This window comes from Nocardia sp. CA-151230 (assembly GCF_050942175.1).
Taxonomy (GTDB): Bacteria; Actinomycetota; Actinomycetes; order Mycobacteriales; family Mycobacteriaceae; genus Nocardia.
The window spans coordinates 6,213,635-6,237,545 of sequence record NZ_CP192061.1 but is presented as its reverse complement, the minus strand read 5'-3'; the positions used below and the strand labels follow the sequence as shown (position 1 = coordinate 6,237,545).

Here is a 23,911-nt window from a genome sequence, read left to right as displayed (position 1 = left end):
AAGCGGCCAAGGATCCCGAGTTAGTAGCGCTAGTGAACTGACTCGAGTTACTCTCCTCACATGACGGAGTGGCGGCCTACGGCGTGCATCCTGTGCGAGTGCAACTGCGGCATCCAGGTGCTGCTCGGGCCGGACGGCCGGTCCTTCGAGAAGATCCGCGGCGACAAGCTGCATCCGGCGTCGGAGGGCTACACCTGCAACAAGGCCCTGCAGCTGGACCGCTACCAGAACGGGCGCACCGGCCGGCTGACCTCGCCGCTGCGGCGGCGCGCGGACGGCAGCTTCGAGGAAATCGATTGGGAGACCGCGATTTCCGAGGTATCGGCCAAGCTGCGGGAGGTCGGCCACCACTTCGGCGGTGAGTCGATCTTCTATTACGGCGGCGGCGGGCAGGGCAATCACCTGGGCGGCGCGTACGCCCCGGCGACCATGGCCGCCTTCGGTATGAAGTACCGGTCCAGCGCGCTGGCGCAGGAGAAGACCGGTGACTTCTGGGTGGGCGCGCGGATGACCGGCTACCCGATGCGCGCGGATGTCGAACATGCCGAGGTGGCGTTCTTCATCGGCAAGAATCCGTATCAGTCGCACGGGTTTCCGCGTGCGCGCACGGTGCTGAAGGAGATCGCCAAGGACCCGGCGCGGTCGATGATCGTGCTCGACCCGGTGCGCACCGAGACCGCCGAGCTGGCGGACTTCCACCTGCAGCTGCGGCCCGGGACCGACGTGTACCTGCTGACAGCCATGGCCGCGATCCTGGTGCGCGACAACCTGATCGACGAGGAGTGGCTGGCCGAGCACACCAGCGGCCTGGACGCGGTGCTGCCGGTGCTGCGGGCTGTCCCGATCGAAAAGTATTGCGCCATAGCCGATGTCGACCTGGATCTGGTGACCGCCGCGACGCACCGGCTGGCCCGCGCGAACTCGGTCGCCGCGCTCGAGGACCTGGGCGTGCAGATGAACCGGTACTCGACGGTGGTCAGCTACGTCGAGAAGCTGGTCTGGCTGCTCACCGGCAATGTCGGAAAGCCGGGCACCCAATACGCTTTCACCGGCCTGACCAATCTCGGCCACGACCGCGGGCATCCGGCGGGCGAGGGCCCCAAGAGCCCGGTGGCCGGCGCGCAGATCGTGAGCGGTCTGGTGCCGTGCAATGTGATCAGCGAGGAGATCCTCACCGATCACCCGAGGCGCTACCGCGCCATGTTCATCGAGAGTGCGAATCCGGCGCACTCCCTGGCGGATTCGGCCCGGATGCGCGAGGCGCTGGAGGCGCTGGAACTGGTGGTGGTCATCGACGTCGCCATGACCGAGACCGCGCGTCTGGCCGACTATGTGCTGCCCGCGCCCACCCAGTTCGAGAAGTACGAGGCCACGTTCTTCAACTTCGACTTCCCGCGCAATATCTTCCACCTGCGCCACCCGGTGCTGCCCGCGCCGGCGGGCGTGCTGCCCGAGCCCGAGATCCACGCCCGCCTGGTCGAGGCCGCGGGCGTGGTGAGCGAGGCGGACTACGCGCCGCTGCGGGCCGCGCTCGCGCAGGGGCGGGAGGCGTTCGCCATGGCCTTCCTGGGGATCCTCGGCGATCCGGCGCGGTCGAAACTCGCTCCCGTGCTGCTGTATCGGACGCTGGGGGAGACGCTGCCCGACGGTGCGGCCTCGGCGGCACTGCTGTGGGCGGCGGCCTACAACATGGTGCGCAAGTTCCCGGCCAGCGTCGAACGTGCCGGGTACGGAACGGGTCTGGAGGCGGGGGAGCGGCTGTTCGAGGCGATCCTGACGGGCAGGCACGGCATCGTGATCTCCGAGGACGATTACGCCGAGACCTGGAACCGGGTGCGCGACAAGGTGATCCGGCTGGAGATTCCGGAGCTGCTGGAGGCGATCGCCACCCTGCCCGTGCCCACCGCGGACGACAGCGCGGACTGGCCGTTCATCCTCTCGGCGGGTGAGCGCCGGGCCTTCACGGCCAACACCATCTTCCGCGACCCGGCCTGGCGCAAGCGTGATGCGGCGGGCACCCTGCGCATCAGCACCGGCGACGCCGAGCGGCTCGGGCTGACGGCGGGCGACCTGGTCCAGGTGACGACCCGCCGCGGTACCGCGCAGGTCCCGGTCGAGCCCACCGATCGCATGCGCCCGGGACACCTGTCGCTGCCCAACGGTTTCGGGCTCTCGGTCGCCGCCCCGGACGGCACCTCGGTCACCACCGGCACCGCCCCGAACGAGCTGACCTCCTTCGACGACCGGGACGAATGGGTCGGCACCCCCTGGCACAAGTACGTCCCCGCCCGCCTGGATACCGTGACCGCATGAAACGAACGAGTTTCGCGAACTGGCCGTGCACCGTCGCCCGCACCGTCGACCTGCTGGGCGACTGGTGGACGCCGCTCATCCTCCGCGAAGCTTTCTACGGCGCCAAGCGTTTCGACGATTTCGAATCCACCCTCGGTCTCAGCCGCAATATCCTTACCCAGCGTTTGAACCGATTGGTGGACGCGGGACTGTTGACGAAGGTTCCGTATCAGGAGCGGCCGGTTCGCCACGAGTACCGGTTGACCGACCAGGGGCGCGATTTCTTTCCTGTCATCGCGGCCATGATGGCCTGGGGGGATCGGTACCTGGCGCCGGAATCCGGGGAACCGGTGGTTCTGCATCACACAGCGTGTGACCACGATACGCACGCCGAGGTGGTGTGCTCGCATTGCCGGGAGCCGTTGCGGCACGAAGATATTTCCGCTCGGCTGGGTCCGGGATTTCCGGCTCGGCTTCGGAATGCGGCGCTGGCGACCGGTCGTTTTGGTGATGAGGGTTGAAAATCTCTGTATCAGAATGGAATTCGGCGCTGATGGTAGTGGGTTGTGTGCTGTTCAGTCTGTGATGACGTCGAAGTCGATGATCAGGTGCCGGGGGCCACGGAAGATTTGGCTGCGCCGATAGGGTGGCGGGTCGACGGCCAGGCGGGGTGTGGCAACGCGGCGTAGGAAGGTTTCCAGCGCCAGGTTGACTTCCAGTCGTGCGAGTGGTCCGCCGAGGCAGGTGTGGATGCCACTGCCCCAGCCGAAGTGTTCGTTGTCGGGGCGTTGGATGTCGAAGCGGTTCGGGTTGGCGAATCGGTTCGGGTCGCGGTTGGCGGCGGCGTAGACCAGGTGCACCGCTGCCCCTTTCGGGATGACGGTGCCGGCGATGTCGATATCGGCGGTGGCGCTGCGGCTGGGAAAGAACTGCACTGCCGCCTGCAGCCGCTGGACCTCTTCGATCGCGCGAGGAAGCAGCTGCGGCCGGCTGCGCACGTGGTCGTAGCACCCGGGGTTGCGCAGCAGCGTCATCACACAGTTGGAAATGGTGTTGACCGTCGAGTCGTGACCGGCGACAAGCAGCAGCATCGCATTGGACAACGCCTGTTCGGGAGGCATCGGACCATCGGGGCCGTCGTCGTGAATCAATTTCGACAGCAAGCCCTGTCGGGGCTCGTGTTGGAGCTGGTCGATCAAGTCGGCCAGATATCGTCGGAGTGCGTCACGGCTGGCGCGGGCCTTCTCGGTGCGGGCCTTGCCCTCCTCGGTGGTCGCGTCCGGGCCCAGATCCGTGCCGGTCAACATGTCGTAGATCCAGGCATGGAACCTTGGCTCATCTGCGAGCGGGACTCCGAGGATCTTGCAAATCACCATCACCGGCACCGGATAGGCGTAGTCGTCGACCACGTCCAACCTGGTCTTGCCACTGGCCTCGACGCCGTCGAGCAGTTGGTTGCACAGTGCGACGATGCTCGGTTCCATGCCGGGGATGACATCCGGCGCATGCGGTGGGCCGAAGTGGCGCATCACCTGCCGACGCGCCCGATCGTGCTCGGGGGGATCGGACATGATGATGCTCGGCCGGCGACCGTAGGCCTGCATGTCCTCGGCACCGGGTTCCGGGCCGGCGCCCGCGGCCAGGGCAGCGCCCAGGGGGCTGCGGCTGATGTCGGAGCTGATCCGGGGGTCATGCGCCAGCGTCAGCAGTTCCTGGTAGCCCGTCACCACGTACAGGTTGTCGGCTACCCGCGCGACCGGGGTTCGGCGCAGTTGGTCGAAGAACGGGTACGGGTCGGCGCGGTGTTCGTATTTCATCGCCTCTGCCCAGGCGGTTGCCGCAGTCATGCTGGCTCCCTTGTTCAATGGAACTCGGCGGCCCGTGAGGTGGGGTCGTGGCCGGTCAGCACCACGTCGGGAATCTCGGTCGGCACGCGCGGGTCGGGGAAGCGGGCCGGCATCGGTGCCGGGTCGGGGGCTCGGTCGTAGCCCGGCGGTGGCGGCGGGAACGGCGCCGAGCGCTCGATCATTGCCGCGTAGTACGGCAGCCACTTGCCGTGGTTGAACGTCACCGCGCCGACGATGCGGCCGCGGTGGCCGTAGGCCGCGGCGAAACGATAGTTCTCGGGGGAACCCTGGGTGAACGCGATCTCATCGCCGAACGAGCACACCCCCACACCCTTGATGTTCACCCCGAATTGGCCCGACCAGAACGACGGCAGCGGCAAATGCGGTCGCCGCTCGGTCTCCACGCTGATCATGTTGTTCGCGGCGACCTGTGCTCCGCACACGGCGTTGTCCCAATGTTCCATCGAAATGAACTGATACTCGTACAGCACGTGTGGCTGACGCGCGACGTCGCCGGCCACGAAGATGTTGTCGGTTACGACCGCGTTGATATCGAACGCGCGACAGCCCGCATCGCAACCGACTCCCCAGAAACCGGTGGCCAGCCCGGCACCTGCCAGCCATTCGACATTGCGGATCGACCCCAACGACGCCACCACCACATCGACATCCAGCACGGTCCCGTCCGACAGCCGGGCCCGGCGCACATGCCCGCCGGCGTCGCCGTCGAGCGCTTCCACCGACACTCCGGTGCGCAAGTCGACACCGGCGTCACGCTGCATGCGCGCGGCGATGTCGCCGATCACCCCGCCCAGCGGCCCCACCAGCGGACCGCCGCCGCGCTCGGCGACGGTCACCGGCAGCCCCAGCTCGCGGCACACCGAGGCAATCTCGGAGCCGACGAACCCCGAGCCGACGACGAGAACCCGCTTCGGGCTCGAATGCAATGCCGCTCCCAGCCGGGCCGCGTCATCGCAGGTGCGTAGCGTGAACACTCCCTGCAGGGCGCCCTCTGCCGGGTTGAACCATGGCCGTGCCCGGACACCGGTGGCGATGAGTAGCCGGTCGTAGGGCACCGTGTCCCCGGTGGCCAGCAAGACCTGTCTGTTCGCCCGGTCCAAACCGGTCGCCGCCACACCCAGCCGCCACTCCGCGTCGATGGCCCGCGTACGGGGAAGCTTGGTGTGATCGGCCCGGACCCATCCCTCGAGGACTTGCTTGGACAGCGGGGGCCGGTCGTAGGGCTGGTGCGGTTCATCACCGATGAGGGTCAAAGGTCCGCGGAAACCCTTCTCCCGCAAAGCCTCCGCGGCGCGCAACCCGGCCAGCGACGCCCCCACGATCACGATGCGGCCCTCTGCCCGAAACCTCTCGACCAGGTCCGCGACCAGCGGCGCGGTGCTCATGTCGCCTGCTCCGGCCCTTCGGGGGTGTAGTTCCCCACCAGGATGGCCTGCACCGGGCACGCCGCCGCCGCGCGTAGCACCCGCTGGCGCTGCACGTCATCGGGGTTGGGGTCGTATGCCAGCGCCTCCTCACCCATCAGCCTGAGCACATCCGGCGCCAGCGGAACACACTGCGCATACCCCTGACACCGATTCAGATCAACGACGATGCGCATCCTTCAGCTCCTCGTCCCAACCATGTCCCGATATGGCCTCCGCGAAACCGCCGCGGGCGAGAAAAACGCCTGCCTCCGCAACGGTTGACGTGAACATCGAGAAGACGGTCACGGCCCCGAAGTACCAGTGCCGGGTGGGCACCTCACAAAGAATTCGGAGCACCCGATGCCGAGGTCTTGTCATTTGCCGGCCGACGACCACCCGCCATCTTCAGCCTCCCATCAGTAAAGGCACTGGACCAGCGCCACGCGGCTGGATTCCGCCCGGTTCGCACTGCGTGAAGGCGGGCAGGATCGGATCCGCGGTGGAATCCGAACCGGTTGCCGGCTGGGGGTGGGGTGGGCTCTAGGCTGCAGGGACTATGGCCCTGAACGCGACTCTCTACAACGTGAATGTGCAGTTGGCTGATGTGGATCGGGGGGTCTACGAGGAGTTGGAGTTGCGGGTTGCGCGGCATCCCTCCGAGACCGGCGAGTACATGTTGACTCGGATCCTGGCCTACTGCTTGGAGTATGGAGAGGGCATCGCGTTCAGTGATGGTGGGGTGTCTTCCACCGACGAGCCGCCGGTCCTCATCCGCGACCTCACCGGCCGCCTCACCACCTGGATCGATGTGGGCGCCCCGGACGCCGCCCGCATCCACCGCGCCAGCAAACTGGCCGACCGCGTAGCCATCTACACCCACCGAGACCCCGCCAAGGTCCTCGCCCAATTCGCCGGCAAACGCATCCACCAGGCCGACCAGATACCCCTCTACGCCTTCGATCGCCCCTTCATCGATGCCGCCAACGCCCTCCTCGACCGCCGCAACACCCTCGCCCTCTCGATCACCGACCGCCACCTCTACCTGGACCTGAACGGCACCTCCCTCTCGACCCCCATCGAAGAACACTCCCTCGCCTAACCCCCTCCAGACCCACCTCCAGCAGAGGCCGCGCGACCCGAATTCCACCCCGGGTTTCGTGAGACCCGGGGCGCCACCTCGGGCAAACTGGCAACCACGATGCGTCGAACCCGCCCCCGCCCAGCGATCGCAGCCCTGGCCGTCATAGCCCTGGTCGCGGCCGGCTGCGCTCGAGAGCGCTCGGAGCCTCCGGTGGAACAGCCCACGTACACCGGTCCGGCCGATCAGCTCATCACCGTCACCGCCGATTCCCCCACCGCCACCACGGCAACCCTCACCGCCTGGGATCGCGATGGCACACAATGGGTTCGAGCGATCGGCCCCCTGCACGCCGACGTAGGCGCACAAGGCATCGGCCCCACCAGCGAATCGGCCACCCGATCCCCGGCCGGAATCTGGACGCTGACAGAGGCTTTCGGCATCTCTCCCAACAACGGCACCAGGCTCCCGTATCGCCGAGTGACAACATCGGATTGGTGGGTCTCCGACACCAGATCGCCGTTCTACAACACCCACCACAGCTGCGCCCCCGGTACTTGCCCGTTCGATGAATCCGCCGGTGAGGACCTGGGTGCGGCCGGTCCCGCCTACGATCACGCCGTGGTCATCGACTACAACCGCTCTCCGGTCGTCCCCGGCGCGGGTTCGGCCTATTTCCTCCATGTCGGTGACGGCACCCCGACCGCGGGCTGCGTAGCGCTTCCGGGCGCGGATCTGGACCGCGTGATGCGCTGGCTGGACCCCGTCCAGGGCCCGGTCATCGACATCGAGGTCCAGGATCGCCCGGCGAACTCCTGATTCGGCGAAACCTCTGTGCAGGTTCTCACAATGTCGCAAATGCGACCGAAGTGGCTTTGACATGCGCAAACGCCGACGCCCAGCGGTGCTATTCGGTATTTCCCCGCCTGACCGGTAGCAATCGGAGTGATGTGCATCAGCTATCGGCTCGCATACCTGGGATGGCCGGATGTTTCGTTCAACTAAGGTTCGGGTATTCGACCTTGTCGAACGCGATCACCGCAGCTCGGTGATTGTCCGCTGGACGTGTTCGCGGCGTCCTTCGGACGAAAGGATATGGATGATGGGCGCGAGCCTGATGATCGTGGGGGACGACTACCGGGTCCGCAGCGCCCTGCGGGCGGCGATGGAAGGGGAGGGCTACGAGGTCGCCGAGGCAGGCGCGGCCGAGGCAGCCCTGGAAAGACTGCGCAATCACGGCGCCCCGGATGTGATGATCGTGGACCTGCTGGTGGGCGAGATGGATGCCTTCACTTGTATTCGCGAGGTGCGGCGCGCGCACGAGGTGCCGATCATGGTGGTCAGCGCGAGCGCGGACACCCATGATGTGGTCGCGGCGCTGGAGGCGGGGGCCGATGACTTCGTGACCAAGCCGTTCGAGCTCAAGGAGATCAGCGCGCGCATGCGGGCGCTGCGGCGGCGGCCGCACCTGGGCGGGCTGCCGGAGGATCCGGCGGCCGAGCCACCGGTGGAGATCGTCCTGGACGCCGATGATGATGCGCCGCTGGTGCTTTCGCCCGATGGCGGCGTGGTGCGCCGGGGCGAGGAGCAGATTCCGTTGACCATCACCGAGTTTCGATTGCTGTGTGAACTCGCGGCGAATCCCGGCCGGGTGCTCAGCCGCACCCTGCTGCTCGAACGAGCCTGGGACGAAGGCTTCTTCGGTGACGAGCGGCTGGTCGACGTCCACGTCCGCCGGCTGCGCACGAAGATCGAGACGGACCCGTCGGAGCCGCGCATCGTGGTGACCGTGCGTGGCCTCGGATATCGCCTCGATATGCCGCGATAGGCGTATTCGCGGGTGTGCGTGGACCGCGAAGTCATGGGATCGTCACGAGATCGCAATGAGTTCGCATGGAAGACCTCAAAACTTCACCGTCAGGCTGAAGTGGTCATGCAGATCCAAATCAGCAAATTTGACGCGATATCCCAGCAAACCATCCAGCTCCGGGAGCCCGTGCTCGCCGACGGCGCACGAATGTGGCGCATTGCCGAGGACTCCCGGGTCCTCGACACCAACTCCAGCTATGCCTATCTGCTGTGGTGCCGGGATTTCCCGGATACCTCGATCGTCGCTGAAATAGACGGCGAGATAGCCGGATTCGTCATCGGCTACACCAGGCCCGCGTGGCCGCACATCCTGTTCGTCTGGCAGGTGGCGGTCGACCAGCCCCATCGTGGGCACGGCCTGGGCGTCGACATGCTCGACGCGCTGCTGGAAAGTGCCGCGGCGCGCGGAGTCACGCAGCTCGAGACCACCATTGCCCCCGACAATCCGGCCTCGGTCGCCATGTTCGCCTCGCTGGCCCGCCGCCGTGGCGCGGCCCTGACCCGCACCACGTTGTTCACGGCGGATCAGTTTCCCGGCGGGCATCAGCCCGAGGACCTCTACCGCATCGCACCGGTCACCACTCAGGAGGAATGGCGATGACTAGCCCCGATATGACGGTTTTCGCGGATCTCGAGTCGAATGTGCGCGGCTACTGCCGTTCCTGGCCGACGGTCTTCGACACCGCGTCCGGCGCCTGGCTCCGCGACGAGTCCGGCCGCGAGTACCTGGATTTCTTCGCCGGCGCGGGCGCGCTCAACTACGGCCACAACAACCCCGTGCTGAAGCAGTCACTGCTCGAGTACATCGCGAGCGACGGCCTCACCCACGGGCTCGACATGTCCACCGTCGCCAAGCGAGATCTGCTGCAGTCGCTGCGCGACCGGATCCTGAAGCCGCGCGGCCTGGACTACAAGGTGCAGTTCCCCGGACCCACCGGCGCGAACGCGGTGGAGGCGGCGCTCAAACTGGCTCGCAAGGCGACCGGGCGCACCGAGATCCTCAACTTCACCAACGCTTTTCACGGTATGACGCTGGGCGCCCTGTCGGTCACCGGCAATGCCGCCAAGCGGGCGGGTGCGGGTGTGCCGCTGCAGCACGCCACCTCGATGCCCTTCGACGGGTATCTATCGGGCACAGACGATGATTCGTTCGAATGGATGGAGCGCGTCCTCGACGATGCCTCCTCCGGCCTGGACAGCCCGGCCGCCGTGATCGTCGAAACCGTCCAGGGTGAGGGCGGAGTCAATCTCGCGAGCGTGCAGTGGCTGCGCAAGCTGGCCGGATTGTGTTCCGCCCGTGAGATTCTGCTGATCGTCGACGACGTGCAGATGGGCTGCGGCCGCACCGGACCGTTCTTCTCCTTCGAAATGGCCGGTATCACACCGGATATCGTCACGCTGTCCAAGTCCATCGGCGGCTACGGCCTGCCCATGGCGCTGGTGCTGTTCAAGCCGGAACTGGACCTGTGGAAGCCGGGCGAGCACAACGGCACCTTCCGCGGCAACAACCCGGCCTTCGTCACCGCCCGTGCGGCACTGGAGCATTACTGGGCCGACGACGCCCTGGAGGCCGCCACTCGGGCCAAGGGTGAGCGTATCGACCGTGCCCTGACGGGCATGTCCGTGGCCTTCGACGGTGTCGGTGCGCGCGGGCGTGGTCTGGTGCACGGCCTGGTCTTCGACGACGCCTCCCGGGCCGAGAAGGTGTGTGCCGCCGCCTTCCAGCGCGGGCTGCTGGTGGAGACCTCCGGTCCCGAGGACGAGGTGGTGAAACTGCTTCCGCCGCTGACCATTACCGACTCCGAGCTCGATCACGGCCTGGAGCTGCTGGCCGCCTCACTGGATGCCGTCTGCGGCGGGCGGGGGCGCTGAGATGATCGTGCGTACCACCGCCGAGATCACCGGCACCGATCGGGATGTCGCGGGCCCGGGCTGGCGCAGCAAGCGCATCGTGCTCGGTGGCGACCGGGTCGGTTTCTCGTTCCACGAGACCACCATCGACGCCGAGACCGTCCACGAATTCCATTACCAGCACCACATCGAGGCCGTCTGGCTGGTCGAGGGCGAGGGCACCCTGGTCGATCTCGACCACGGCACCACCTACGAGCTGGGCCCCGGCTCGATGTACCTGCTGAACGGCCATGAACGGCACCGCCTCTTCGCCCGCACCCGGATGCGCATGCTCTGCGTGTTCAATCCGCCGGTGACCGGGCAGGAGGTGCACGACGAGCACGGTGTGTACCCGCTCGTCGCCGTCGACTAGGAGTTGCGAATGACTGTGTCCGACAACGGAAGAATCGATCGCTATCGCACCCGCACGGTGGTGGGAACCCCGCCGATCGACCGCGACGACCCGACGGTCTGGGGTGAGATCGGCAGCCATGCCCTCGCCGATTTCGACGACAACGGCTACGCCGTGATCGACAGCCTGCTCGATCCGTACGAGGTCGGTGAGGTGGCGGCCGAAATCCAGCGGCTGACCAGCGATCCCGACCTCGTGCTGGACGAGCGCGTGATCATCGAGCGCGAGTCGCACCGGGTGCGCTCCCTGTTCGAGGTGCACCGGCTCAGCGCCATGATCGCGGATCTGGTGCGCGAGGACCGGATTGCCGGTCTGGCGCGCGAGATTCTCGGCTCCGAGGTCTATCTGCATCAGACCCGGGTGAACTACATGCCCGGGTTCACCGGCACCGGCTTCTACTGGCACTCCGACTTCGAGACCTGGCACGCCGAGGACGGCATGCCGACGCCGCGGGCGGTGAGCCTGTCCATCGCGCTGTCGGACAACTACCCGTTCAACGGCAGCCTCATGGTCATGCCGGGCTCGCATCGCACCTTCGTCCCCTGCCAGGGCGAGACGCCGGCCGATCATCACCGGGTTTCCCTGCGCGGTCAGGAGATCGGCGTCCCGTCGCAGGCGGCCATCACGGATCTGGCCGGGAAGCACGGCATTACGCAGTTCACCGGGCCGGCGGGATCGGCGCTGCTGTTCGACTCCAATCTCATGCACGGGTCGGCGGGCAATATCACGCCGTTCCCGCGCTCGAATCTGTTCCTGGTGTTCAACAGTGTCGAGAACACGCTGCTCGACCCCTATGCCGCGCCGCATCCGCGGCCGGAGTACCTCGCGAGCCGGGACTTCACGCCCCTGGTGTGATCGGGGAGTTGTCGAGGTTTCGTCTCGTATGCCGATCTCGTTCCATGTGGGTGCTATCACAAATCTCTCGGATGTGTGGTCTGAGCTGGTGATATCTGCGAGTTGACCACTCTCGATGGAACGACAATGGTTCATCGTGATTGTTGAACGTTGCATCATGCCTCTATGGTCTGACGTGGGTCGAACATCGGGCACGTGCCGGGCGACCGGCGCGTGCCCGATCAATTCGGCTGCGTCCGAGGGATTTCCGCGTTCGTCGAGTCCCGTGACCACTGAGGAACCTTTGCTGCTGGACAAGATTCGCTGGACCGTAGTCGTTCCCCTGCTCGCGGTGGTGATGCTCGCCGTGGTGTGGGGCCGGGAATTGTCGCTGCTGGCCGACATCCCGATATTCGCTCTCCTGCTGGCGGCGGTACTGGCCGCGGTGCATCACGCCGAGGTTGTCGCGCATCGCGTCGGCGAGCCGTTCGGCGCGCTGGTACTGGCCATCGCGGTGACCGTCATCGAGGTCGGACTCATTCTGACGCTGATGGTTTCGGCCGGGGACAAAGCCGCGCCGCTGGCCCGCGACACCGTGTTCGCAGCGGTCATGATCACCTGCAATGGCATCTTCGGGATGGCGTTGCTGGTGGGGGCGCTGCGGCGGCGGGTCGCGGTCTTCAATGCGGAGGGCACGGGTGCGGCGCTGGCCACGGTGGCGACCCTGGCCACGCTGAGCCTGGTGTTGCCGACGTTCACGACCAGCGAACCCGGGCCGCACTTCTCGCCCGCCCAGCTGGCCTTCGCGGCCGTCGCCTCACTGGTGCTCTACGGCTGCTTCATCGCCATGCAGACCGTGCGGCACAGGGAGGATTTCCTCCCGGTGGAGCCCGGGACGGACGACGAGAACGAGCACGCGGAGCGGCCGAGCGCGCGCCGCGCGTGGATCAGCGGTGGGCTGCTGATCGCCGCCCTGGTCGGCGTGGTCGGTCTGGCGAAGGCGGTGTCCCCGGCCATCGAATCCGGTGTCGACGCAGCGGGTCTGCCGCGTTCGGCGGTCGGCGTGGTGATCGCGCTGCTGGTCCTGCTGCCCGAGGCGTTGGCCGCTGTGCGTGCCGCGCGGGGCGGACGGGTTCAGGTCGGTCTGAACCTGGCGCTGGGCTCGGCCATGGCCAGCATCGGCCTCACGATTCCGGCCATCGCGGTCGCCTCGATCTGGCTGGACACCCCGCTGCTGCTCGGCCTGGGCGCGACCGAAATGGTGCTGCTGGCAATAACAGTGGTCGTCGGCATGCTCACCGTGGTGCCCGGCCGCGCCACCCTGCTGCAGGGCACGGTCCACCTCTCACTCTTCGCGGCGTTCGGTTTTCTCGCGGTCGCGCCGTAGGAACGCCTACTCCGCCGATTCTTCGCCGACCTTGCGCCGGAACCGCCGGCTCCGGCGCTCCTCACTGTCCGCCGCCTGCTCACTCTCGGGCGCTCGCCGCCGCACGGCCCGCCGCTCCCGCTCCACGGCCTCCTCCAGTAACTGCAACATGGGCACCTCGGCAAGCGCGTCCTTCGTTGCAGCATGATCGACATCGCTGCGCGTGATCAGCCCGGCAGCGATCAACCCCTCCACCGGATTCACCCCGTAGGCCCGCGCCAGCTCGATCACCGTGTCCGCCACCGGCGGATCCGACTCCTCCAAATGCCGCTTGATCCTGGGCCCATTGCTGTCCAGGTGCTCCGCGATGGCCCGGGTACTGGCCCCCCGGGTCACCGCCCGCTTCCAAGCATCGAACGCTTGCCTCATCGCATCACCCTCGGCTCGATCGGCCCGCACGCCAAACCCCGAGCCTATCGAACCCTGTCGATTATGTTCAATTGCGCAACACTGGCGTTTCATGGACAGCAACGATGATCCGGATCCCGAGCGGGTCGAGCGGACCTGGCTGGGAATTCTGCCGTGGGGGCGGAGGATCGGTTCCCGGACTTCGCGCGGTGGGCGGCGGCCGAGGGGAATCCGGATCGGGTGGCGGAGATCCGGACGCGTGCCGTCGCGCAGGAAACGCTCGACGGCATCGTTCGCGCAGGACCGAGACCGGTCTCCGCCATGAGACCTCCCGTGTCTCGCCGTCGGGGAGTGACGACAGTGAAGTCCGGATCCGAACCCGCGGCGCAACATCGACGCGATCCCTGCGGCGACTCGCCGATGTGTGCGTGCGGAACTCGGGTGGGCGGGCCTACTATGCCCGCATGACGGTCGGCACTGACCTGCCCAAACCCGATGACCTCTTCGATCTCGACGTCTGGCTACATCGTTGGCCGGCCAGTGTGTACGCCACCGAATTGCATTACGGCGTACTGGTTTTCACCGGCTGCGACCAGTTCGATGAGCGTGACGTGGAGATCGCTCGGCGGACATATCCGGGGCGGCGCATCCTCATCGACGACACCGGCAAGCTCCAGGTGCATCCGGCGGGGGAGGGCCCGCCGATCTCGATCTTCGATCCCGCTCACCCGTTGCGGTCGGCGCGGTAGTCATCCGCTGCGGGCAGCGTTCCGGTCGTTGCGCCGACCGGACTCGCCGAGGGCTGCCACATGGCCCTCGCGCGTCCGGAACGTGACCCTTGCCACAGTCGGTACAGGCGCGTACCGTGCTGGTGGTACGCAGATGTACCAGGCTGGGAGATGGCGCATGACCACAGTGACACTGCCCGACGGACCAACCACGCCGGCCTTCGTGCAGGGCATCGAGATCCTGGCCGGGCGCACCCGGGCCTGGCGTCGCCTGCATCAGCGTTACGGATCGGCGTTCATGGTCGCGATGCCCCGCTTCGGGCCCACGCTCGTGCTGTCGGAACCGGCCGAGGTCAAGGCGCTGTTCACCACGCACACCGATCTGGTGGACAACATCGACGCCAACCTCGGCCAATTCCTCGGCCCCGGTTCGCTTTTCGCGCTGCGGGGGGAGGAGCACCGCAAGGAGCGCAAGCTGCTCACCCCGCCGTTCCACGGGCGGCGGCTGGCGGTCTACGAATCGCTCATCGAGGAGGAGGCCGTCCGCGAGATGGCCGGCTGGCCGTCGGGCCGCGAGTTCGCGACCATGGACTCGATGATGCGGATCACCCTGAACGTGATCCTGCGCGCGGTCTTCGGCGCGGAAGGCGCGGAATTCGACCAGCTGCGGGCGCTGCTCCCGAAACTGGTGCTGGTCGGGTCGGCGCTGGCTGCACTTCCGGTGCCGCGCAGGCTGTTCGGGCGCTTCGGGCCGTGGGCCCGGTTCGCCGCCTACCGCGCACAGTACGACGAGATCGTCGGACGACTCATCCGGCGCGCGGCCGCCGATCCGCAGCTGAGCGAGCGCGACGACGTGCTGGCCATGCTGCTGCAGGCCCGCTACGACGACGGCTCGGCCATGACACACAGCGAGATCGCCGACGAACTGCTGACCCTGCTCACCGCCGGGCACGAGACCACCGCCACCTCGCTGGCCTGGACCGTCGAACGGCTGCGGCGGCATCCGGACATCCTGCGCCGCCTGGTCGAGGAGAACGACGCGGGCGGGTCCGCGCTGCGCGAGGCGACACTGCTGGAGACCCAGCGGGTACGGCCGGTCATCGACGCCACCCTGCGCAAGGTGCGGACGGACTCGCTGCAATTGGGCCGGTGGACGCTGGCGCGCGGGCAGCATGTGATGGTCAGCGTCCGGCTCATGCACGACAATCCCGAATTGTTCACCAACCCACGGGATTTCGATCCGGATCGGTTCGTGGGAGCCCGGCCGGGGACCTTCAGCTGGATTCCGTTCGGCGGCGGCGCGCGCCGGTGCATCGGGGCGGCGTTCGCGACCATGGAGATGAATGTGGTGCTGCGGGTACTGCTGCGGGACTTCACACTGGAGACCACCGACGCGCCCGATGAGCGCGCGCACTTCCGGGGGGTCGCACTGGTTCCGGCGAAGAAGGGGCGGGCCGTCGTGTATCGGCGGGCGCCGCGGCCCCCGGTGGCGGAGGCCGCCGAAAGCGGTGTGGAGCGTGGCGCCGAGGTGACCGCATGAGCGAGCGGGTGGCCGAGGTCGGGCGGGGGATCACCCTCACCTACGAGCGGCAGGGATCGGGTGTGCCGCTGCTGCTGATCGCCGGGCTCGGGCAACAGAAACACGAATGGCACGACGGACTGATCGCACAGCTGGTGGTGCGCGGATACGACGTGGTGCGGTTCGACAATCGCGATGTCGGGACCTCCACGCACGCCGGGTTCCGGCCGCCGGGTGGGCTGGCGATGGCCCGCAAGCGCTGGGACCCACAGCAATACGATCTCGGTGACATGGCCGTCGACACCGTCGGGCTGCTCGACACCCTCGGCTGGCGGTCCGCGCATGTGGTCGGCATGTCGATGGGCGGGATGATCGCGCAGACCGTCGCGGCCCGATATCCGGGTCGGGTGTCCTCGCTGACGTCGATCTTCTCGACCACCGGTGCGGCGCGGGTCGGGCGGCCCGCGCTGTCCACCTGGGCGCGCATGTTCCGCAAGCCGGCGGGTACCCGCGAGGAGCACCTGGACCGCGCGGTCGGCATGTACCGGCACATCGGCTCGGCGGGATATCCGCTCGACGAGGCCAGGATTCGCGCGACCGCCGGGACCACCTGGGACCGCGATCCGCGCCCGGCGGCGGGTGTGGGACGCCAGCTCGCCGGAATCATGAAGTCGGGCGATCGGACCGCGGAGGTACGGACGATCACCGCGCCGACCCTCGTCCTGCACGGCGACCGCGACCGCATGGTGAATCCGACGGGCGGCAAGGTCACCGCCGCGGCGATCCCCGGCGCGCGCCTGCACACCTTCTCCGGCATGGGCCACGATCTGCCCGCCGCACTCTGGCCCACCTTCGCCGACCTCATCGACTCGCACGTCCGCACCGCCGAATCCAGGAGTTCCGATGCCCCGAACCTCTAGGCCCCTGTCCGGCCACCCGGTCATGATCACCGGTGCGGCCTCCGGAATCGGGCGGGGACTGGCCCAATTGCTGTCTCGCCGTGGGTCGCCGGTGGCCATCGCGGATATCGACGCCGAGGGACTGAAGCAGACGGCGGCCTCCCTCAGTGGGCCGGTGCTGACCCGCGTGCTGGATGTCCGGGATGCGGCCGATCAGCTGGCCTTCGCCGACGAGGTGCGCGAATGGCTGCCCGCGCCCCTGGCTGCGGTGTTCAACAATGCCGGGGTGGCGGTGTCCTCCTCGGTGCTCGACAGCGTGCCCGCGGACGACGAATGGTTGCGGCAGATCAACTTCGACGGGGTGGTGAACGGGACGCGCGCGTTCCTGCCGATCCTGGTCGAGCAGGGCAGCGGCGCCATCGTCAACACCTCCAGCGTGTACGGTCTGGCGGGGATGCCGTATCAGAGTGCTTACTGCGCAGCAAAATTCGCGGTGCGCGGGTTCACCGACGCACTGCGGCAGGAACTTCGGGGCACGGGCGTCTCGGCGGTGACCGTGCATCCCGGTGGCATCCGGACCAATATCGCCCGTAACGGCCGGGTGCGCAAGGATCCCGAGGGCAAGGGCCGCACCCACGAGCAGATGGCCGCCGAATTCGAGGCCATGACGATGACCACGCCGGAGCAGGCGGCCGAAATCATCTGCCGCGGAGTCGAACGCGGCAAGGCGCGCGTTCTCGTCGGACCCGACGCGTACCTGTTCGACACGCTGGCGCGGGTGACCCCGACGCACTACTTCGACGTGCTGTCGGTCGTGATGGGCCTGGTGCGCGCCCGGGCCGCGAAGGGAGCGAAGCAATGACCGAACACGTGGACGTGCTGATCGTCGGGGCCGGGCTGTCCGGCATCGGGGCGGCACATCATCTCCAGGACGCATTCCCGGGACGCAGCTACGCCATTCTCGAGGCGCGCGAGGCCATGGGCGGGACCTGGGATCTGTTCCGGTATCCCGGGGTGCGGTCGGACTCGGATATGCACACTCTCGGGTACCGGTTCCGGCCGTGGGTGGCAGCGGAGGCCATCGCGGACGGGCCCGCCATTCTCGGCTACATTCGCGAGACGGCCGCCGACGCGGGGATCGATCGGCGAATTCGCTACGGGCACCGGGTGACCGGGGCCTCCTGGTCGTCGGAGGAGGCGCGCTGGACCGTCGGGTTCGAGCACGACGGGATGACCTCGACCATCACCTGCGAGTTCCTCTACCTGTGCAGCGGCTACTACCGCTACGACGAGGGCTACACCCCCGAGTTCGCCGGCATCGACGACTTCCGCGGGCAGATCGTGCACCCGCAGCACTGGCCCGCCGAACTCGATTACGCCGGAAAGCGTGTCGTGGTGATCGGCAGCGGGGCGACCGCGGTCACGCTGGTGCCGGCCATGGCCGAGAACGCGGGGCACGTGACCATGTTGCAGCGGTCGCCGACCTACATCATGTCCGCGCCCAGCGTGGACGCCATCGCCACCAAGCTGCGCGGGTGGTTCGGGACGCGGCGGGCCTACGCCATCACCCGGTGGAAGAACGTCGCCCTCGGCACGCTGATCTATCAGCTCAGCCAGCGGCGGCCGCAGATGATGCGCAAGTTCTTCCGGGACCTGACCATCAAGCAGTTGCCCGAGGGCTACGACGTCGACACACATTTCAACCCGGCCTACAACCCGTGGGATCAGCGGCTGTGCCTGGTCCCGGACGGGGACCTGTTCCGGGCCATCCGGGGCGGGCGGGCGTCGGTGGTGACCGATCGCATCGAGCGGTTCACCGCGGACGGGGTGAAGCTGGAATCCGGCGCGGAACTGTCCGCCGACATCGTGGTGACCGCCACCGGGCTGGACCTGCTGGCCCTCGGCGGTATCGGGCTCACCGTCGACGGGCACGAGATCCAGCCGCCGGACACCATGGCCTACAAGGGCATGATGCTCAGCGGCGTGCCCAACTTCGCCTTCACCATCGGGTACACCAACGCGTCCTGGACGCTCAAGGCCGACCTGGTCGCGGAATTCGTGTGCCGGTTGTTGCGGCACATGGATATTCACGGATATTCCCAGGCGACGCCGTGGCCTGATCCGGCGGTGACCACCGCGCCGCTGATGGACTTCCAGGCGGGGTACGTGCTGCGGTCCATGGACCGATTCCCCAAGGCCGGATCGCGTGCGCCGTGGCGGCTGGGCATGAACTACGCCCAGGATGTGATCACCCTGCGGCACGGGCGAATCGAGGACGGCACCATCCGCTTCGGCCGTCGCCCGGCTCATGCCGTCGCCGCGGCCGAACACGGTCCCGAACAGGTCACCGCCTGATCGGGGTGTGAGGTGACACCGCCGCCTGACCGGGCGTGAGTGATGCCGCCGCGAACACACCGACATGCCGCGATGCTCGCCGAGATCGGAGAAACTAGGCTGATGCTCGTGACCCGCGTCGACACCGCCGACAGCGCCGAACCCGCCACCGACTCCGGGTTCCGGCGGCGGCTGCTCGATGCCATGGCCGACGCGGTCCGCGAGCGCGGTTATCGGGATACCACCGTCGCCGATGTGGTCCGCCTCGCGCGGACCTCGCGGCGGACCTTCTACGAGCACTTCGTCGACAAGCAGGACTGCTTCGTCGCCATGCTCACCGAACGCAACAACGACACCGTCCAGCAGATCTACGCGGCCGTGGACCCGACCGCGCCCTGGGATACTCAGGTCCATCAGGCGATCGAGGCGTGGATCGGGGCCTCCCGTGACGACACCTGCATCACCCTGGCCTGGATCCGCGACACCCCGGCGCTGGGCGAGCGGGCGAGGCAACTGCACCGCGACGCTGCGGAATCGTTCATCACGCTCATCCAGGACCTCACCGCCACATTCGGATTCCAGGCGGCCGGACTGCATCCGCCGACGCGGCAGATGGCGACCATCCTCTACGGCGGGTTCCGGGAGCTCATCGCCTCCACCGTGGAGGACGGGCGCGACATAACCGAAATCATCGATGTAGCAGTCGAAACCGCGCTGGCGCTGATCGGGCCGCGGTATCAGGGATAGCCGTCGGTCTCCCGTCGGGCGGGCCCGTCAGTCTTCCTTGGTGCGAGCCCGTCAGTCTTCCTTGGGGCGGGCACGGAAGTGGGCCCGCTCGCCCTGTTTGCCGAAGAGACTGAGGAATTCGACCGGCTCGTCGTCGGCGGCGCCGAACCAGTGTGGTTCCCGGGTGTCGAATTCGGCGGCCTCGCCCGGGTGCAGGATGAGGTCGTGCGCGCCGAGGATCATCCGGAGCCGGCCGTTGAGGACGTAGAGCCACTCGTAGCCCTCGTGGGTCTGCGGATTGGGTTCGGTGCGACCGGATTTCGGGCCCAGTACGATCTTGAAGGCCTGAATGCCGCCGACGCGGCGGGTCAGCGGCAGCATCTGCATGCCACCCCGGTTGATCGGGCGCATGTGCACGCGGGGGTCGCCGGTGAGCGGGGCGTTCACCAGTTCGTCGAGGGTCACATTGTGGGCGCGGGCCAGCGGGAGCAGCTGCTCCAGGGTGGGGCGGCGCGCGCCGGACTCCAGGCGGGACAGCGTGCTCACCGAGATGCCGGTCTCGGCGGACAGCTCCGCCAGCGTGGTCTCGCGTTGTTTGCGCAGCTCACGCAGCCGTAGTCCCACCCCCTCCAGGGCTCTGTCGATATCCTCGGTCATGACGTCAGTTTGCCATATCGGCAAAGAAGGTTGCCAGGATCGCGACATGGTTCGCATGGTCGTGGGCAGGAGGTGGTCATCAATGACCGATCAGCTGAACAGCAGCTATGACGTGGTGGTGGTCGGCGGCGGCGCGGCCGGACTGAACGGGGCGCTCATGCTCGCCCGAGCGCGGCGCTCGGTGGTCGTGATCGACGCGGGCAGTCCGCGTAATGCGCCCGCGGACGGGGTGCACGGATTGTTCGCCCGCGAAGGCGTGCCGCCGGCGGAACTGCTGGCGCGGGGTCGCGAAGAGGTGCGCGGCTATGGCGGACACGTGGTTCCGGGCGAGGTGACCGGAATCGTCAGGGACGGAGAGGAATTCGTCGTCGCCCTGGCCGACGGGCCGTCCATCCGCGCCCGCCGGCTGCTGGTGACCTCCGGCCTGGTCGACGAACTCCCCGATATCCCGGGCCTGCGCGAGCGCTGGGGCCACGATGTCATCCACTGCCCGTACTGCCACGGCTGGGAGGTCCGGGACCGCCCGATCGGCGTCCTCGGCCTGGGCCCCATGGGAATTCACCTCGCCCTCCTCTTCCGCCAGTGGAGCGACGACGTCGTCTACTTCGCCCACACCAACACCCCTCCCACCGAGGAGGAGTCGGAACAGCTGGCGGCCAGAGGAATTCGCGTCGTCACCGGCGAGGTCACCGCCGTAGAGATCGGTGCCGACCGAATCTCCGGCGTCCGCCTGGCCGACGACACCACCGTCCCCCGCGAGATCCTGGCCGCCCCCACCCGCATGGTCGCCCGCACCGCCTTCCTGGCAGATCTCGGCCTGACCCCCACCTCGCACCCCAGCGGCGCAGGCGAATACATCCCCGCCGACCCCACCGGCCGCACCGAGATCCCCGGTGTCTGGGCCGCGGGCAACGTCACCGACATCTCCGCCCAGGTAGGGAACTCCGCCGCCGCCGGCGCCATGGCCGGTGCCCACATCAACGCCGACCTGGTAACCGAAGAAACCCGTCTGGCGGTGGAAGCTCACCGCGCCCTGGTCACCGCCTGACCATCCGGCCGGACCGGCCCACGCCGGTCCGGCCTCCGCCCGTTCGCCCCGCGAACAATCTGCATGGACAGTGCAATTTGTTAGGGTGAAGGCGAACCGACGGCTGTCGCCCACGGGAGGGTAGAGATGGCGGACCTGACCCCACGCGTCGCGGCCTGGCAACGATCGGGCACCTTCGAACAGGTCGGACGCCACCGGATCTTCGTCCGCGAACGAGAAGGCTCCCCGGACCTGCCGCCGCTGCTGCTCCTGCACGGCTACCCGTCCAGCTCCTACGACTGGCGGGACGCCTTCCACTCGATCGACGGCCACCGCCTGCTCACCTTCGACTTCCTCGGCTTCGGGCTGTCCGACAAGCCGCGAGATGTGCAGTACTCGTTGCGAATTCAAGCCGATATCGCCGAGGAACTCGCGCAGCGGTACGCGGGTGAACCCGTCGTCATGGTGTCCCACGACATGGGCAGCTCGGTCGCCACCGAACTCCTTGCCCGCGACATCGATGGAACATTGTCGTTCACGCTGAAATCGGCTCTGCTGTTCAATGCGAGCCTGGTCCGCGAACAGGCCAGCCTGCTGCTCGGACAGAAACTCCTGCTGAGCCGGCTCGGTCCGCTCGTCACCCGAGCGACGAGCGAATTCTACTTCCGTCGCTCGTTCGGCAGTATCTTCTCCGCGGCGCATCCCCTCACCGCTGAGGAGGAAGCCGACCAGTGGTCGTTGCTGTCCCACAACGACGGTCACCGCATGCTCGACAAGCTCATCTACTACAACCACGAACGTGTCACACCCCCGACTTCCACGCGCTGGCACAAGGCAATACGCACCTGGACGGGCGCGCTGGAACTCGGCTGGGCGGGTCTGGATCCCATCTGCACCGAGGCCGTCCTGCAAGCAGTTCTGAACCTCAGGCCGAACACGCCGGTAACTCGACTGCCGGGTCTGGGTCACTACCCCCAAATAGAAGACCCCGAGTCCGTATACGAACTCATCCAACGACACGCGTCGCAAAGCTGAGCGAGCTTGTCGGTCCAGTCGGTGCGAACCCACTTCAGCGTGATGCGCTCGGCCGCAACGAATTACGCGTGACTGCGAGATACGACCGGTTCGCTGGCGTTCGGTATTACGGCGCGCGGGGTGGGGTTCCTTCGACTGTCCGGACAGGGCGATCAGCGGCTGAACGAGATATTTGCAGGCCACTGACGAGTCTGGACGGTCCGCAAGGTCTAACGTGGATTGTTATGTCGAGCAAGGACATTGTGGTGACGGTGGGCGAGGATGATTGGCTCACGTTGCGCGATGCGGCGGAGTGCGCGGGGATGAGCGTGGAGGCTTACGTGTCGTGGGGCGTGCGGGTTCTGGCATTGCAGGCGCGGCCCGGCGGCGTGAAACAGGGTGGGCGCGTGGGCAGTCCGCGGGCGGGTAGACGCGCCGTCGAGCTCCCGGACGAATCGGAATCGGCCGTGTGGACGGAAACTTTCGCCCAGCGCTTGTCGCACCGTGTCGAGCGCCAGAAGGACTGATTCGCGCCCTACCGGGCTGCGTCTGCTCCGCCTTCATATTCGGAATACGGTGAGGTCCGGTCAGCACTTGCTCTTGTAGAAGTACTGGTCGGTGGTGGACATGGTGTCGGCGGTGATGGCGATCATGTCGGTTTGGATCTTGCGGGTGACCGGCTTGCCCTGGAGGGCGGCGTCGGCCTGGTCTACGCCCTGTTTGCCTATGTCGGAGGGGTTTTGGGCGATGAGGGCCTGGACTGTGCCGTCCTTCAGATCCTGGACCTGCTTGGGGCTGGCATCGAAGCCTACGACTTTGACCTGGCCGAGTTTGCCGGCATTGCGGAGGCCGGTGGCGGCGCCTTCGGCGGAGCTGAGGTTGGTGGCGAAGATACCGGCCAGGTCGGGGTGGGCGGCGAGGGTGGCGGTGACGATGGAGGCGGCCTGGGCGGCTTCGTTGTTGTTGTATTGGACGCCCAGTGACGACATGCCCGGGTGATTCTGTTTCAGTTCGTCCTCGAAGCCCTGGGCGCGCTGGTCGGTGGTGGAGGTGCCGGCCTTGGTGTTGATCACCAGTACGGATCCCTTGTCGCCCACCAGTTTCGCGAGGGTGACCGCGGCCAGTTGCCCGCCCTTCACATTGTCGGAGGAGATGGAGGACAGGGCGATGGAGGTGTCGTCGAGCGCGGTGTCCACCTCGACGACCTTGATGCCCGCATCCTCGGCCTGCTTGATCGGGCTGGCCATGGCCTGGGCGTGGGTGGGCGCGATGAGGATCGCACCGGGTTTGTTGGCGATGACGCCGGTGACGATCGGTGTCTGCAGCGAGGCATCGAATTGGGTGGGGGCCTGGGTGTCCAGGGAGTATCCGAGTTTCTTCGCCTCGTCCTGGGCGCCGCACTGCATCGAGATGTAGAAGGGCTCGTTGGCGACGCCGGGGATGAGCACCAGCTTCTTCGCGTCGGCCTTGCCCGAATTGCTCACCGAGCCACCGCATCCCGCCAGTAGGCCGGCCACCGCCACCACTACGCCGGCCAGTACGGCCGCCCGTCCACCGGTCCTCATCATCAGGCCCTCACCTTCG

General features: G+C 67.3%; 25 protein-coding genes. 19 read left to right on the top strand and 6 right to left on the bottom strand.

Features of this window, described 5'->3' with window-relative positions; genetic code table 11:
• Positions 1–60 precede the first annotated feature (60 nt).
• Together ACQP1O_RS29415 and ACQP1O_RS29410 are read left to right on the top strand one after the other, a co-directional pair.
• The gene (locus ACQP1O_RS29415; protein ID WP_433561683.1) at positions 61–2,313 is read left to right on the top strand and encodes a molybdopterin-dependent oxidoreductase; all 2,253 of its coding nucleotides are present in this window, start codon (positions 61–63) and stop codon (positions 2,311–2,313) included.
• Positions 2,310–2,813: a winged helix-turn-helix transcriptional regulator gene (locus ACQP1O_RS29410; RefSeq protein ID WP_433561682.1), complete on the top strand. Its 504-nt coding sequence runs from the start codon at positions 2,310–2,312 to the stop codon at positions 2,811–2,813. Before ACQP1O_RS29415 ends, ACQP1O_RS29410 begins: the two co-directional genes overlap by 4 nt.
• Positions 2,814–2,867: 54 nt before the next feature.
• On the opposite strand, the gene ACQP1O_RS29405 is transcribed toward ACQP1O_RS29410, so the two are convergent.
• From ACQP1O_RS29405 to ACQP1O_RS29395, 3 genes are all read right to left on the bottom strand, one after another.
• The gene (locus tag ACQP1O_RS29405; protein WP_433561681.1) at positions 2,868–4,019 is read right to left on the bottom strand and encodes a cytochrome P450; all 1,152 of its coding nucleotides are present in this window, start codon (positions 4,017–4,019) and stop codon (positions 2,868–2,870) included.
• 134 nt (positions 4,020–4,153) lie between these two features.
• Positions 4,154–5,545, bottom strand: a complete 1,392-nt coding sequence (locus tag ACQP1O_RS29400) for an NAD(P)/FAD-dependent oxidoreductase (protein WP_433561680.1) — start codon at positions 5,543–5,545, stop codon at positions 4,154–4,156.
• Positions 5,542–5,760, bottom strand: a complete 219-nt coding sequence (locus ACQP1O_RS29395) for a ferredoxin (protein ID WP_433561679.1) — start codon at positions 5,758–5,760, stop codon at positions 5,542–5,544. The genes ACQP1O_RS29400 and ACQP1O_RS29395 overlap by 4 nt, the downstream gene beginning before the upstream one ends.
• A gap of 362 nt (positions 5,761–6,122) precedes the next feature.
• Between ACQP1O_RS29395 and ACQP1O_RS29390 the strand changes: the two genes are divergently transcribed.
• From ACQP1O_RS29390 to ACQP1O_RS29355, 8 genes are all read left to right on the top strand, one after another.
• Positions 6,123–6,665, top strand: a complete 543-nt coding sequence (locus ACQP1O_RS29390; RefSeq protein ID WP_433561678.1) for a YaeQ family protein — start codon at positions 6,123–6,125, stop codon at positions 6,663–6,665.
• A gap of 192 nt (positions 6,666–6,857) precedes the next feature.
• On the top strand, positions 6,858–7,463 hold the full coding sequence (locus tag ACQP1O_RS29385) for a L,D-transpeptidase family protein (protein ID WP_433561677.1): 606 nt from the start codon (positions 6,858–6,860) through the stop codon (positions 7,461–7,463).
• A gap of 283 nt (positions 7,464–7,746) precedes the next feature.
• Positions 7,747–8,472 carry a response regulator transcription factor gene (locus tag ACQP1O_RS29380; protein ID WP_433567834.1) on the top strand — a complete coding sequence of 242 codons (726 nt, stop codon included), beginning with the start codon at positions 7,747–7,749 and terminating at the stop codon, positions 8,470–8,472.
• 105 nt (positions 8,473–8,577) lie between these two features.
• Positions 8,578–9,114 (top strand): diaminobutyrate acetyltransferase, encoded by a 537-nt coding sequence (gene ectA, locus ACQP1O_RS29375; RefSeq protein ID WP_433567833.1) that lies wholly within the window; start codon positions 8,578–8,580, stop codon positions 9,112–9,114.
• Entirely contained in the window at positions 9,111–10,385 is a 1,275-nt protein-coding gene (gene ectB, locus ACQP1O_RS29370; RefSeq protein WP_433561676.1) for a diaminobutyrate--2-oxoglutarate transaminase, read from the top strand. The genes ectA and ectB overlap by 4 nt, the downstream gene beginning before the upstream one ends.
• Position 10,386: 1 nt before the next feature.
• Positions 10,387–10,776, top strand: a complete 390-nt coding sequence (locus tag ACQP1O_RS29365) for an ectoine synthase (RefSeq protein ID WP_379388996.1) — start codon at positions 10,387–10,389, stop codon at positions 10,774–10,776.
• Positions 10,777–10,785: 9 nt separating this feature from the next.
• Positions 10,786–11,670 carry an ectoine hydroxylase gene (gene thpD, locus ACQP1O_RS29360; protein ID WP_433561675.1) on the top strand — a complete coding sequence of 295 codons (885 nt, stop codon included), beginning with the start codon at positions 10,786–10,788 and terminating at the stop codon, positions 11,668–11,670.
• A gap of 286 nt (positions 11,671–11,956) precedes the next feature.
• Positions 11,957–13,036, top strand: coding sequence for a calcium:proton antiporter (locus tag ACQP1O_RS29355; RefSeq protein ID WP_433567832.1), 1,080 nt, complete (start codon positions 11,957–11,959; stop codon positions 13,034–13,036).
• A 6-nt stretch (positions 13,037–13,042) separates the two neighbouring features.
• Here ACQP1O_RS29355 and ACQP1O_RS29350 read toward each other — a convergent pair whose 3' ends face one another.
• Positions 13,043–13,318 (bottom strand): hypothetical protein, encoded by a 276-nt coding sequence (locus ACQP1O_RS29350; protein ID WP_433561674.1) that lies wholly within the window; start codon positions 13,316–13,318, stop codon positions 13,043–13,045.
• 569 nt (positions 13,319–13,887) lie between these two features.
• Between ACQP1O_RS29350 and ACQP1O_RS29345 the strand changes: the two genes are divergently transcribed.
• From ACQP1O_RS29345 to ACQP1O_RS29320, 6 genes are all read left to right on the top strand, one after another.
• Positions 13,888–14,172: a hypothetical protein gene (locus tag ACQP1O_RS29345; RefSeq protein WP_433561673.1), complete on the top strand. Its 285-nt coding sequence runs from the start codon at positions 13,888–13,890 to the stop codon at positions 14,170–14,172.
• A gap of 157 nt (positions 14,173–14,329) precedes the next feature.
• Entirely contained in the window at positions 14,330–15,691 is a 1,362-nt protein-coding gene (locus ACQP1O_RS29340; RefSeq protein ID WP_433561672.1) for a cytochrome P450, read from the top strand.
• Positions 15,688–16,590 carry an alpha/beta fold hydrolase gene (locus ACQP1O_RS29335; RefSeq protein ID WP_433561671.1) on the top strand — a complete coding sequence of 301 codons (903 nt, stop codon included), beginning with the start codon at positions 15,688–15,690 and terminating at the stop codon, positions 16,588–16,590. Before ACQP1O_RS29340 ends, ACQP1O_RS29335 begins: the two co-directional genes overlap by 4 nt.
• Positions 16,574–17,431 carry an SDR family NAD(P)-dependent oxidoreductase gene (locus tag ACQP1O_RS29330; protein WP_433561670.1) on the top strand — a complete coding sequence of 286 codons (858 nt, stop codon included), beginning with the start codon at positions 16,574–16,576 and terminating at the stop codon, positions 17,429–17,431. Before ACQP1O_RS29335 ends, ACQP1O_RS29330 begins: the two co-directional genes overlap by 17 nt.
• The gene (locus ACQP1O_RS29325; protein WP_433561669.1) at positions 17,428–18,924 is read left to right on the top strand and encodes a flavin-containing monooxygenase; all 1,497 of its coding nucleotides are present in this window, start codon (positions 17,428–17,430) and stop codon (positions 18,922–18,924) included. The genes ACQP1O_RS29330 and ACQP1O_RS29325 overlap by 4 nt, the downstream gene beginning before the upstream one ends.
• 102 nt (positions 18,925–19,026) lie before the next feature.
• Complete coding sequence (locus tag ACQP1O_RS29320) at positions 19,027–19,650, top strand: TetR/AcrR family transcriptional regulator (RefSeq protein WP_433561668.1); 624 nt, start codon at positions 19,027–19,029, stop codon at positions 19,648–19,650.
• Positions 19,651–19,701: 51 nt separating this feature from the next.
• On the opposite strand, the gene ACQP1O_RS29315 is transcribed toward ACQP1O_RS29320, so the two are convergent.
• Positions 19,702–20,286, bottom strand: a complete 585-nt coding sequence (locus tag ACQP1O_RS29315) for a helix-turn-helix domain-containing protein (RefSeq protein ID WP_433561667.1) — start codon at positions 20,284–20,286, stop codon at positions 19,702–19,704.
• An 82-nt stretch (positions 20,287–20,368) separates the two neighbouring features.
• Between ACQP1O_RS29315 and ACQP1O_RS29310 the strand changes: the two genes are divergently transcribed.
• The 3 genes from ACQP1O_RS29310 (at position 20,369) to ACQP1O_RS29300 (ending at position 22,854) form a co-directional block, all read left to right on the top strand.
• A complete protein-coding gene (locus tag ACQP1O_RS29310) occupies positions 20,369–21,334 on the top strand; it encodes an NAD(P)/FAD-dependent oxidoreductase (protein WP_433561666.1) in 966 nt (321 codons plus the stop codon).
• 126 nt (positions 21,335–21,460) lie between these two features.
• Complete coding sequence (locus ACQP1O_RS29305; RefSeq protein WP_433561665.1) at positions 21,461–22,348, top strand: alpha/beta fold hydrolase; 888 nt, start codon at positions 21,461–21,463, stop codon at positions 22,346–22,348.
• A 224-nt stretch (positions 22,349–22,572) separates the two neighbouring features.
• Positions 22,573–22,854 (top strand): hypothetical protein, encoded by a 282-nt coding sequence (locus tag ACQP1O_RS29300; RefSeq protein ID WP_433561664.1) that lies wholly within the window; start codon positions 22,573–22,575, stop codon positions 22,852–22,854.
• A 60-nt stretch (positions 22,855–22,914) separates the two neighbouring features.
• Here ACQP1O_RS29300 and ACQP1O_RS29295 read toward each other — a convergent pair whose 3' ends face one another.
• On the bottom strand, positions 22,915–23,895 hold the full coding sequence (locus ACQP1O_RS29295) for an ABC transporter substrate-binding protein (RefSeq protein ID WP_433561663.1): 981 nt from the start codon (positions 23,893–23,895) through the stop codon (positions 22,915–22,917).
• Positions 23,896–23,911: the final 16 nt, after the last annotated feature.

Coding starts and splice junctions, on each gene's coding strand:
- ACQP1O_RS29315 (WP_433561667.1), bottom strand. CDS start 20,286: ATGACCGAGGATATCGACAGAGCCCTGGAGGGGGTGGGACTACGGCTG.
- ACQP1O_RS29335 (WP_433561671.1), top strand. CDS start 15,688: ATGAGCGAGCGGGTGGCCGAGGTCGGGCGGGGGATCACCCTCACCTAC.
- ACQP1O_RS29340 (WP_433561672.1), top strand. CDS start 14,330: ATGACCACAGTGACACTGCCCGACGGACCAACCACGCCGGCCTTCGTG.
- ACQP1O_RS29400 (WP_433561680.1), bottom strand. CDS start 5,545: ATGAGCACCGCGCCGCTGGTCGCGGACCTGGTCGAGAGGTTTCGGGCA.
- ACQP1O_RS29325 (WP_433561669.1), top strand. CDS start 17,428: ATGACCGAACACGTGGACGTGCTGATCGTCGGGGCCGGGCTGTCCGGC.
- ACQP1O_RS29415 (WP_433561683.1), top strand. CDS start 61: ATGACGGAGTGGCGGCCTACGGCGTGCATCCTGTGCGAGTGCAACTGC.
- ACQP1O_RS29305 (WP_433561665.1), top strand. CDS start 21,461: ATGGCGGACCTGACCCCACGCGTCGCGGCCTGGCAACGATCGGGCACC.
- ACQP1O_RS29390 (WP_433561678.1), top strand. CDS start 6,123: ATGGCCCTGAACGCGACTCTCTACAACGTGAATGTGCAGTTGGCTGAT.
- ACQP1O_RS29345 (WP_433561673.1), top strand. CDS start 13,888: ATGACGGTCGGCACTGACCTGCCCAAACCCGATGACCTCTTCGATCTC.
- ACQP1O_RS29380 (WP_433567834.1), top strand. CDS start 7,747: ATGGGCGCGAGCCTGATGATCGTGGGGGACGACTACCGGGTCCGCAGC.
- ACQP1O_RS29300 (WP_433561664.1), top strand. CDS start 22,573: ATGTCGAGCAAGGACATTGTGGTGACGGTGGGCGAGGATGATTGGCTC.
- ectB (WP_433561676.1), top strand. CDS start 9,111: ATGACTAGCCCCGATATGACGGTTTTCGCGGATCTCGAGTCGAATGTG.
- ectA (WP_433567833.1), top strand. CDS start 8,578: ATGCAGATCCAAATCAGCAAATTTGACGCGATATCCCAGCAAACCATC.
- ACQP1O_RS29310 (WP_433561666.1), top strand. CDS start 20,369: ATGACCGATCAGCTGAACAGCAGCTATGACGTGGTGGTGGTCGGCGGC.
- ACQP1O_RS29410 (WP_433561682.1), top strand. CDS start 2,310: ATGAAACGAACGAGTTTCGCGAACTGGCCGTGCACCGTCGCCCGCACC.
- ACQP1O_RS29295 (WP_433561663.1), bottom strand. CDS start 23,895: ATGATGAGGACCGGTGGACGGGCGGCCGTACTGGCCGGCGTAGTGGTG.
- ACQP1O_RS29330 (WP_433561670.1), top strand. CDS start 16,574: ATGCCCCGAACCTCTAGGCCCCTGTCCGGCCACCCGGTCATGATCACC.
- thpD (WP_433561675.1), top strand. CDS start 10,786: ATGACTGTGTCCGACAACGGAAGAATCGATCGCTATCGCACCCGCACG.
- ACQP1O_RS29365 (WP_379388996.1), top strand. CDS start 10,387: ATGATCGTGCGTACCACCGCCGAGATCACCGGCACCGATCGGGATGTC.
- ACQP1O_RS29395 (WP_433561679.1), bottom strand. CDS start 5,760: ATGCGCATCGTCGTTGATCTGAATCGGTGTCAGGGGTATGCGCAGTGT.
- ACQP1O_RS29320 (WP_433561668.1), top strand. CDS start 19,027: ATGCTCGTGACCCGCGTCGACACCGCCGACAGCGCCGAACCCGCCACC.